Below are 10,867 nucleotides of genomic sequence, written 5' to 3' on the forward strand. Positions count from 1 at the left end.
ATATATGACAAATTTAACCATAATTTTTTAGTGATTCTATTATTTAATACTATTTATGTTATATTTATTACTTATGTTATTTATAATTTTCTTTCAATTTTAAATCAATAATATTCAATATAATTCAACATATTCCATCTAATATCTAAATTATAAAATTTTTATTTCATTAATAATTATTTTAATCAATTATTATTCTTTTCAATGCTTATCTCATCATAATAAGGAATGTCCACTTCTGCAAAATCCATAGCACGATTTCTTGCATTTGATTGGAATTTTTTTCTCAAATCATCATCCAATAATATTGAATCAATAGCATTAGCTAGTCCAATAGAATCAGTTGGTTCAACAAGCAAACCAACATCAGAAGTTATAATTTCTTTTATTCCTCCTACATTGCTACCAATTACAGGTTTTCCACAAGCTAAAGCTTCAATTAAAACTAAACCAAAGCTTTCTGAATAAGAAGGAAGAATCAAAATATCTGAACTTCTAATTATATTAGCTACATCATTTCTTGGACCTGTGAAAATAACATCATCAATTCCTTCATCTTTGACTTTTTCCTTTAAATTTGTTAAAAGAGGACCTCCCCCTACTACAACAAGGACACAATCAGACTTTAATTGTTTTTTTGCCTCAAGTATTTTAGCTACATTCTTTCTTTTAATTATATTTCCAACAAATAAAATTATTTGTTTAGTTTCAGGAATATTAAACTCATCTTTAAAATTATCAGGATTTTCAAGGACACTAGGGCAAAATTCATCAATATCAACAGTATTCCAATTTAATCGAACCTTATTTTCAATACCATCAATACCAGTTTTCAGTATTTCTTCTTTTAAAGCTTCACTAACAGCTAAAACTACATCAGCTCTTTTAAGTACAAACTTAATAACTGGTTGCATAAATTTATGTTGATGATAAAGGCAAAACATATCAGAACCATGAGAAGTTACATAAACCTTTTTCTTTGTGAATATTCCAGCTAAAACAGCTATAAGTCCAGCAGGATAAATATAATGACCATGGATAATATCAATATTCTCTTTTTTAATAAGACTAATTAGCTGAAAAGTTCCAAATAATACATAGAATAAACTTCTAAGACCTGTGATATTTGGACCTTTAGTTCCAATAACTTTAATCCCATTGTAATCCATATAATCAAAGTTGGATTCATTTTTTATGTCTTTGTGAGGATAAGTAATTACATAAACTTCTTCACCATTTTTAACTAGTTCTTTAGCTAAACTGTGAATATGAACTCCAACACCACCTATATGAGGAGGAAACTGACCAACCATAGCTATTTTCATTTTATCCCTCGGAATATATTTTAAATATATCTTTCTTTAACATCTAAATATATTCTAATATATTCTAATATATTCTCCTATGATATATTATAGTTATCTTTAAATAATAATTTTGCAAGGTATTGAAAAGTAATATATCTATTATAATATTTATTATAATTCATTAAATAACTTAATAAAAACTAAAAATTTATTAAAAATTTAAAAATAGGAAATAAACAAATCATAGTAAGTTATAGCATGATATATTAAATTAAATTGAGTTAAATTAAATTACATTGAATTAAGTTGATTCCCTTGCATATCTACAAGTATTACTTTAACATTAAGATTAAATCTTTCTAAACAAATTTTTCTAATAGTTAAGCTAATGCTATTTAAAACATCTTTATCAATATCTTTCTTTTTAAGAATTTCAATCATTTCTTCAGTATTTTTTGATTTGAAAACTGACTCAATAGTTTCTTTATCAGCACCACATAATCCAGCATGAGTAGCTATTACTTCACGTCTTCCATCAGCTACAGAATGTTTAGTATTAAAAATTCCACTAGCTAGTTTAACAAGTTTTCCAATATGTCCGTAAAGAATCAGATTATTTATTCCTATTTTATTTGCATAAGAGAGCATAAAACCAACATAATTTCCTGTTTGAATAATCTGCTCTTTTATTGGCATTTCATTGTTTTTAAGTACTAAATTTTCAAGTGCTAATTTTTCACCTATATTTCCTGGAACAAAAATAAGATCATCTTTTGTATAATTACTTTCCTTAATCATAGCCATAGCTATATCCATTTGACAAATAAGAGAATCTTTATAAGCTTTAGAAGACATTGCTCTAGCTATTCCAGTAGTTCCAAGAATAGAAATCCCACCAACAATGCCTAATTTAGGATTCATAGTTTTTTTAGCTATTTTTTCACCATCAGGAACAGAAATAATGACTTTAGCAATTTTTCCATTGGGAACAAGATCATTCAAGTTTTTTTCTATCATTGTTAAAGGAGTTGGATTTATAGCTGACTTTCCTATAGGAATTTGAAGTCCTGGTTTTGTGACTTTTCCAACACCTATTCCACCTTCAATAATAATATTAGATTTAAATCTAGATTTAGATTTATTATTATATTCAGATTTATCTATTAATTCAACAGAAGAAATAATTTTTAAATTAACAGTAACATCAGGATCATTGTAAGGATATTTAACCCCAATAGATTCCGCTTTATTTTCACTTAAAAGAGAAGATTTTTCAATTATAACATCAATTTCATCAAAAGGAGTTGAAATTCTAACAAAATCTATAACTTTTTCTGGATCAAGAATTCTTTCAAGAGCTGCTAAAGATGTAGCTGTAGCTATACTTCCAGTAGTTACTCCAAAATCAATTTTTGAATCATTAAGTTTTTGATTCACTAAAGATTTCTTTTGATTATTTATCATAAAAACAGCCACTTAAATATCATTTTAATATCACAATAATTTTAGTATATATCTTATTTAAATTAGCTAAATATTATAATTACTAAGTAGTTTATATTGATTGCACTTTTTGTTATAATATTATATGATAATAATATTTAAAATAATTGAAAATAAATCAAAAATATATCAAAAATAATTAAATAAATAAAAAAACAAGAATCCAAAAAATCAAAAATAGTTAAATAAAAACAAGAATCGAAAAATAATAAATGAAAAAAAAAAGAATCCAAAAAAAATCAGAAATATATCAAAAATTAATAATCATTTAAGAAACAGCATCTAAATTAAAATTAAAAAAGCTAAATAAGTGCAATATGACCTAAATAGCTAATAAAATCAATGATTAGAAATTTAAACTTTTAGTTTAGCCATTAATTCTTCTTTTGTTGGAGCTCCAACAAACTCAACAACGCCATTAATAGCTATGGCTGGAACTGCCATTATACCATAATCAACAGCCCTTTGTCTGTCAGTCATTATGTTAACGACTTCTACTTCCATTTCAGACCCTATCTCTCTTTTTGCTTCTTCAACAATTTGTTCAGCCATTGGGCAGTAGGGACAACTTGGGGATGTAAATACTTCTACTTTTAACATTTTTATTACCCTCTATTATTTTTCAAAAAATATTGAATATATTAACAATTTTTCAATTAATATCTTAAATAAATTTATAATTTAATCAATTGTTCATGATATTATGTATAATTTAAAGATTCACTATCATATAAACTTTGTTATTAAATACTAACTTTTGCCTATATAACTATAATAACATATGTTTCATATTACTATATGTTTCTATTAATATTTAAAATTTATGATAATAATAACTAAACTTTAATAAATTAAGAAAAAACAAACTAAAAACAATGAAAAAACTGATAATGAGAAGAAATTCTAAAAATAAAGGATATTTAACAAGATTAAAAATAAAAAAATAATATAAAATATTAAAAAATATTAAAAATAATACAAGAATCAAAAAATATTATAAAATATTAAAAGTTAATTCTAAATAAAAATAGAAAATAAAAAGAGAAAAAATATAATAAATTAAATTGAACGAATAATACTTAAATCTATAAGATTATTCAATTACTCTTCAATTATTCCATCATAATTTCCCATTGCAATAGCTATTCCATCAATGACTAAACTTATACCTAAAATAATAGCTACATATACTGGACTTAATAATGCGAAATATCCAAGTACTATAGTTATTATACCTAAAATTAACATTAATGCAGATGAAGCTTTTGTCATCATTGCAGATCTTGTAAATATACCTACTAAACCTGCAAATAAAAGCATGAAACCAGCTATATATAAGTACAAACTAATTAATACTCCAAATAATAATACATTCCCTAAAAGCATTATTCCAACAAGCATTCCTAAGAAACCAATTATTATATATGCAATAGAACCTGCTTTTGTAAGTGTCCAAAGACTAGCTCCTTGAATAAGGAAGAAAATACCTAAAATAAGTAATCCGATCCCTGCTATTACAGATAATACAAATTGACTCATAAATGGGAAAATCATTATTAAAAGACCAAATATAATCGCCAAAATTCCTACAATTGTTTTATTTTCCATATATACACACCTTCTAAATACAACCAATACCATCATATATCCTATATAATTTCCCCATCTATTAAAAAATAATACACAGGTACATATAATATATATTGTTTAATATTATTAATATATTTTTCTATATAAATGCTATAAAAAATAATAAAATAGAAATAAAATAATATTTCAGTTTTAGCTAAAAAAATAATTATAAAAAATAAATAAAAAATAGAAAAATAGAAAAATAAAGGGATAAATAAAAAATAAAAATATTTAATTAATAAATAGATAATTTCTAAATTTATTCTTCTTTTGGTTCAGATTCTCCGATTTCTTCTTTTGGTTCAAGTTCCCCAATTTCTTCTTTTGGTTCAATTTTTTCAATTGATTCAATTGGTTCAAATATTAAAGTAATACCTTCTGCAATTAAAGCAATTCCAATAAGTATAGCTAAATATAGTGGGTTTTCAAATAATAAATTTGCAAACATTAAAAGTACAATACCAAAAAGTACAAACAATACTGCAGATGTTTTAGATATTGGGGCATTTTTAATAAATAAATCAGCTATTCCAAACATAATCATTAAAAATCCAACTACATATAGAATAAAGCTAGAAGTTACTATAAAGAATGGTAAATTTCCAGTTAAAACTGATCCAAATAATATTGCAAAGATCCCAACAAGAACATAAAGAACACAGTGAGCTTTACTTGAATTCCATAAATGAATTCCTCTGATAATCCAATAAATACCAAGTATCACTACTGCAAGACCTGCAACAATTTGTATAAATTCTAAGCTAATTAATGGGAATATGATTGCTATAACACCAAGAACAATAGCTAAAATTCCTAAAATTGTTTTATTTTCCATAATTTCACCTAATTAAATATAATTTAATTTATTTTTAATTTACTTCCATTTATACCACTATTTCCATTATGAAAAAATGGAAAAGAACAAAATATGAGAATTGAATAAATAAATGAATAGATTACTGAATAGATAAATAAATTAATAGATTAATGAATTCCTAGATAAATAACTATACATTCAAATAAATAAACTGAAATAATGAACGAAAATAATAAATAAATATATAAATGAAAGTGAATAAGAATTTGAAAGAATAAAAACGGAGTTAACCTCCACCTTCAGCTCCACCAGATGTTAGAGAAGCATCTTCTAATTCATTTCCAATATTCTTTAAATTTTCAACATTATCTTCTTTTCGAATGTGAGAATCTTTAGTTTTAACCTTTTTTTCATCAATAACCTCGACCACATCATTAGAATACCATAAAAGAGGTTTTTCAATTTTAACCCATTCAGAATATTCGTCAGACTCATCAATTTTAAGATCTGTTACTTTACCAATAGTTCCAGTTCCAATATACCTAATATAAGAGCCGATTTCAATAATTTTTCCCCTAGCATCTTTAATTTTCACACAATCATCCCAATAAGTAGAAAAAGATTAATGAATATGATTTATTAGTTAAACTTTATCATCTTTATCAATGTTTATTCTTAATAAAACATAATCACCAATACTTTTAATATTTTCAAAATGAATTAAAACTTCATCATGAGATAAAATATTTTTCTGTAATGAAACAGCTATCTTGTTGATTTCACCACTTTCTTCATTAAAATCAACATCTGAAACTTTTCCAATATCTTTTGCATCAATGTCAAGTACCTGCATACCTAATAAATCTTTCATTCTCATTTTAAATCCCCTTTTTTATGTAAAATATATAGCTTATGTTATTTTATGTTATTTTATCTATATTTTATGTCCTATTTTATATCTTAATTCATATACTTTATATTTTAGTTATATCAACAATTCATAATATTTCATATATGACAATATAATTTATTAAAAATTTATTATAATATATTATGTTCAACTTTAGTAATAAATTTTTTCAAATTTATCCATATCATATACTAACTATTATTTTTTACTTCATTGTAACATCAAATAATAAATTAATAGAAATAATAAACTAATACAAATACTATAAAAAACATAAATTTTAATGTTTAAATTTAACTGATTTATTTTAGATATATATTATATATTTAATATTTTATCTAATATTCTATCATATTCAATTAAATTTTATAATAATTATAATTATAGTATCTATATTATTATAATTAATACTATAATCAATATCATATAATCAATATCATGTAATTAATATTTTATAAAGTATAATAAATTGATAAAACTAATAATATGAATAAAAAAGGTGAAATAGCTATGGAAAAAATCTATCGAATTATAATTGATGATATTCTAAATAAAAAGATATCTACAAGGCGTGATTTGGAAATAGCTAAAAGGAAAGTTTGTAGAGATTTTGATCTTCCGAAATTTATGAGTAATACTGAGATATTAGAATGTGCAACTGAAGAAGAACGAGAAGTAGTATCTAAAATTCTCATGAAAAAACCAACTAGAACCATATCTGGAGTAGCTATTGTAGCTGTAATGTGCCATCCACACAAATGTCCACATGGAAGATGTTTTTATTGCCCAGAAAGTGATGTAGCACCACCTAGTTATACTGGAGAAGAACCTGCAGCTCTTAGAGCTAGAATGTTTGATTTTCACCCTTACACTCAAACTTATAATCGATTGAAACAGCTATCAACTGTAGGACATAACATAGACAAGGTAGAACTAATAATTATGGGAGGGACATTTCCATCTAGAGAATCTTCATATCAAGAGTGGTTTATTGCCCAATGTTTAAAAGCTATGAATGATTTTGGTGGGTGGGATAATGAAAAAGCAAATGTCAAGCTTTACCCACCAACTGATTATGTTCTCCTAGAAGATGTTCAAAAAGCTAATGAAATAGCTAAAGTCCGCTGTATAGGAATGACCTTTGAAACAAGACCTGACTACTGTAAAGTAGAAGATATAGATAGGATGTTAAAAATGGGAGTTACAAGAGTTGAACTTGGAGTTCAAACCATCTATGACAATATTTATGAGAAGATGGAAAGAGGCCATACAGTTCAAGATGTGATTGATGCAAATCAGACACTTCGTGATTCTGGAATTAAAGTAGCTATGCACTTTATGCCAGGATTATTATCTAATCCAAAAGAAGACTATGAGATGTTTAAAGAAGTATTTAATAATCCAAAATTTAAACCAGATATGTTAAAAATTTATCCTTGTCTTGTAACTAAAGGAAGTAAACTATATGACCTTTGGAAAGAAGGAAAATATACACCTTATACTGATGAAGAAGCAGTCAAATTAATCGTCAAAATAAAAAAAATCCTTCCAAAATGGGTAAGGACCATGAGAATTCAAAGAGATATTCCAGCTAAATTAATAGAAGCTGGAGTAAAAAAATCTAATCTTGGAGAGCTTGTTTACAATAGACTTGAAGAAGAAAATGTTAATTGCAAATGTATACGATGCAGAGAAGTAGGTCACAAAATTAATAAATCAAAAGAAAAATATGAAGTTAAAGTTGAAGATTTTAAACTTTTTAAAGAGGAATATGAAGCTTGTGATGGAAAAGAAATATTTTTATCATTTGAAGATAAAGATGAAACTACTTTAGCTGGTTTTTTAAGACTACGTTTCCCATCAAACAAAGCTCATAGAAAAGAAATCACTGATTCAACAGCTATTGTAAGAGAACTTCATGTATATGGAAATATGCTGAAAATAGGTTCAAAAGGAGAAAATATCGGCCAACACACAGGTTTTGGTGAAAAATTACTTAAAGAAACTGAAAAAATAGCTATTCAAAATGAGAAAGATAAAATACTAATAATTAGTGGAATTGGAGCTAGAAATTACTATCGTAAGTTTGGTTACAAAAGAGAAGGACCTTATATGGCTAAAAAACTGAATTAAATTTTATAATGATTAAGAATTTATAATTTTTTAATTAATTCTATTAATTTATTATTTTTATTAATTCTAAATAACTTTATTAAATGGTTGTGTTAATAAATATTTTAAATAAATATTTTTCAATAATTATTTATATCTTTACGAACATATTATACATTAATTTAATTACAAATATAACAAATAATAAAAAATAGGAAGATTGTTAAAAATAGTAAAACTAAAAAATTAGTAAGTTTATTAAAAATAATAGAAATAATAAAATTAATAGAATTATTAAAATTATTAAAATTAATAGAAATTGAAAAAATAATAGAAAACCATACAATAATAAAAAATTGTAAAAAATGCTAAATTAATAGCAATTATATTAATATAAAATTTATAGGGATAATATGATAAAATTAAACTCTGTTGAAGCATTAGCTAACAAAATTGAATATACTAATCTAAAAAATACTGCAACAAAAGAAAGTGTTGAATATTTAGCTCATAAAGCTAAAGAATATGGATTTTGCGCAATTGTTGTTTCTCCATATTATGTTGAATATGCTAAAAAACTTTTAAAAGATACTAATATTAAAGTAGTTACAGTAGTAGGATTTCCACTTGGATTTACAAGTCCAAAATCTAAGAAAAAAGAAGCTAAAGTAGCTATAAAAAATGGAGCAGATGAAATAGATATGGTTGCAAATATTCAAGCTTTAAAATCTGGAGATTATGATACTATAACAACAGAAATAGAAAAAGTAAGAAAAGTAACCGAAGGAAAAATTCTCAAAGTTATAATCGAAGCAGAATTATTAAATGATGAAGAAATCAAAAAAATTAGTGAAATAGCTTCTAAATCTGGAGCAGATTATATAAAAACATCTACTGGATTAAGTGGTGAAATTCCAAAAGCCTCTAACCTTGTTTTAATTCGAAGAACTACTCCTAATATGAAAGTAAAAGCATCCGGAGGAATAAAAGATTATAAAACAGCTATTAGATTAGTTAGTGCTGGTGCAGATAGGCTTGGAACATCATCTGGAGACTTAATCATAGAAGAATACAATAGAATAGCTGAACAACAAGCAAAATATGAAACAAAAGGATTTTTAGAATAAATTAAAACAAATTTAATAAATAAAAATACCAATAATAAAAATATCAATATTATTTTTTATCTGAATTTTCAGATACTTTATTTATCTTTTATAATCAAAAAACATAACTAAATTTTATACTATTTTTAATTCTTTATATTTTTTATACTAGTTTTTATACTATTTTTTACAATCTTTTTTACAATTCTATTTAAAATGTTTTTTATAATATTTTTATAGATTTAATATATGTTATTCTATATATGTTTTTTTATATAATATTATATGTTTTTTATATATTATTTTACAGAATAAGTATAGTTAAATAATAATATATTTATTTTTTAAATATGAAAACTATTAAATATGATAAATAACAAAAATTATTATGTCATATATTGGTTATATGACGATTTTATAACACAACCAAAACGGGGGTTAAAAAATTAACAAAAAGATAATATTTAGTCTTATATTATTAACACTATTTTTAATTACAATATCCTCAGTAAACGCAGCAGACAATAGTACCGACTTAAAAACAACAATAAACGACGCGGTTGATGGTGCAGTTATAAATTTAGATGGAACATACAAAAATAATGTAAATAATATAACAATAGATAAAAATCTAACTCTAATAGGGAAAAACCCGAAGACAACAATAATAGATGCTCAAAATAATGGAAGAATATTTGATATCCAAAGTAATGGAACACTCACACTAATAAATATTACCATAATCAATGGGAATGCAACAGATGGAGGAGCAATATACAACAGAGGCACATTAACAGTGACACAATGTGAATTCATCAACAATACAGGTAACATAGGAGGAGCTATTAGAAATATAAATAGTTATATGTTTGTAACTGATTCTAATTTCACCAATAATAAAGTAACTGACTCAGGAGGAGCTATCACTTCAGATAACTCAAATATAACAATCTATAACTCAAATTTCATAAATAATAGTGCTGGAAACTTTGGAGGAGCTCTCGCTATTGCTGAATTTGACCAAAGCATTAGTACTAATACTACTAATATAAATAATTGTAATTTCACAAATAATAATGCTACAAATGGTGGAGCTATAACTAGCATCACCAATACAACAATTAATAATTGTAACTTCAAAAATAACAATGCTACATATGGTGGAGCTATTTTTAATCTTTTAAATATTGCGATTAACAATTCAAATTTTTTAAGGAATACATTATCTGCAATTTATAGTGTACAAGAATTTGAAGGACAAAGGTTTGGGAATTCTACTAATCTTACTGTTTTAAATTCTAATTTTGTTGATAATGAATTAGCAATATACAATAGTGGAAATACTACTATACAAGGAAATAACATAATAAACAATACAAAAGGAATACTTATAAACGAAAGTTCACAGAATAATGTTATTAACTACAACAGAATCTTCAACAATACAGAATATGATTTAAATAATAGTGGTATTGTTAAT

10 protein-coding genes and 1 pseudogene are annotated in these 10,867 nt (G+C 24.5%); 3 read left to right on the plus strand and 8 right to left on the minus strand.

Translation table 11 applies throughout. The features are described 5' to 3' along the window. Positions 1-185: 185 nt before the first annotated feature. From KQY27_RS06345 to KQY27_RS06375, 7 genes are all read right to left on the minus strand, one after another. Positions 186-1,325 carry a glycosyltransferase family 4 protein gene (locus KQY27_RS06345; RefSeq protein WP_224425730.1) on the minus strand — a complete coding sequence of 380 codons (1,140 nt, stop codon included), beginning with the start codon at positions 1,323-1,325 and terminating at the stop codon, positions 186-188. Between the two features lie 273 nt (positions 1,326-1,598). Continuing rightward, complete coding sequence (cbiD, locus tag KQY27_RS06350) at positions 1,599-2,771, minus strand: cobalt-precorrin-5B (C(1))-methyltransferase CbiD (RefSeq protein ID WP_224425731.1); 1,173 nt, start codon at positions 2,769-2,771, stop codon at positions 1,599-1,601. A gap of 393 nt (positions 2,772-3,164) precedes the next feature. Next, positions 3,165-3,410: an MJ0307 family thioredoxin gene (locus KQY27_RS06355; RefSeq protein WP_224425732.1), complete on the minus strand. Its 246-nt coding sequence runs from the start codon at positions 3,408-3,410 to the stop codon at positions 3,165-3,167. Positions 3,411-3,911: 501 nt separating this feature from the next. After that, entirely contained in the window at positions 3,912-4,418 is a 507-nt protein-coding gene (locus KQY27_RS06360; RefSeq protein ID WP_224425733.1) for a DUF308 domain-containing protein, read from the minus strand. 283 nt (positions 4,419-4,701) lie between these two features. Next, the gene (locus tag KQY27_RS06365) at positions 4,702-5,277 is read right to left on the minus strand and encodes a DUF308 domain-containing protein (RefSeq protein ID WP_224425734.1); all 576 of its coding nucleotides are present in this window, start codon (positions 5,275-5,277) and stop codon (positions 4,702-4,704) included. A gap of 268 nt (positions 5,278-5,545) precedes the next feature. Next, entirely contained in the window at positions 5,546-5,854 is a 309-nt protein-coding gene (locus tag KQY27_RS06370; RefSeq protein ID WP_224425735.1) for a DUF2098 family protein, read from the minus strand. Between the two features lie 48 nt (positions 5,855-5,902). Beyond that, the gene (locus tag KQY27_RS06375; RefSeq protein WP_224425736.1) at positions 5,903-6,136 is read right to left on the minus strand and encodes a PRC-barrel domain-containing protein; all 234 of its coding nucleotides are present in this window, start codon (positions 6,134-6,136) and stop codon (positions 5,903-5,905) included. Positions 6,137-6,679: 543 nt separating this feature from the next. On the opposite strand from KQY27_RS06375, the gene KQY27_RS06380 reads away from it, so the two are divergent. Together KQY27_RS06380 and deoC are read left to right on the plus strand one after the other, a co-directional pair. Beyond that, a complete protein-coding gene (locus KQY27_RS06380) occupies positions 6,680-8,302 on the plus strand; it encodes a tRNA uridine(34) 5-carboxymethylaminomethyl modification radical SAM/GNAT enzyme Elp3 (RefSeq protein WP_224425743.1) in 1,623 nt (540 codons plus the stop codon). 392 nt (positions 8,303-8,694) lie between these two features. Next, the gene (gene deoC, locus KQY27_RS06385) at positions 8,695-9,408 is read left to right on the plus strand and encodes a deoxyribose-phosphate aldolase (RefSeq protein ID WP_224425737.1); all 714 of its coding nucleotides are present in this window, start codon (positions 8,695-8,697) and stop codon (positions 9,406-9,408) included. Between the two features lie 654 nt (positions 9,409-10,062). Here the strand turns inward: deoC and KQY27_RS06390 are convergent. Next, positions 10,063-10,203 (minus strand): hypothetical protein, encoded by a 141-nt coding sequence (locus KQY27_RS06390; RefSeq protein WP_224425738.1) that lies wholly within the window; start codon positions 10,201-10,203, stop codon positions 10,063-10,065. Here KQY27_RS06390 and KQY27_RS06395 point away from each other — a divergent pair. Beyond that, positions 10,184-10,867, plus strand: a pseudogene (locus tag KQY27_RS06395) (right-handed parallel beta-helix repeat-containing protein); the annotation flags it as partial. The gene KQY27_RS06390 and the pseudogene KQY27_RS06395 overlap by 20 nt on opposite strands.

This window comes from Methanobrevibacter sp. TMH8, from assembly GCF_020148105.1.
Lineage (GTDB): Archaea > Methanobacteriota > Methanobacteria > Methanobacteriales > Methanobacteriaceae > Methanobinarius.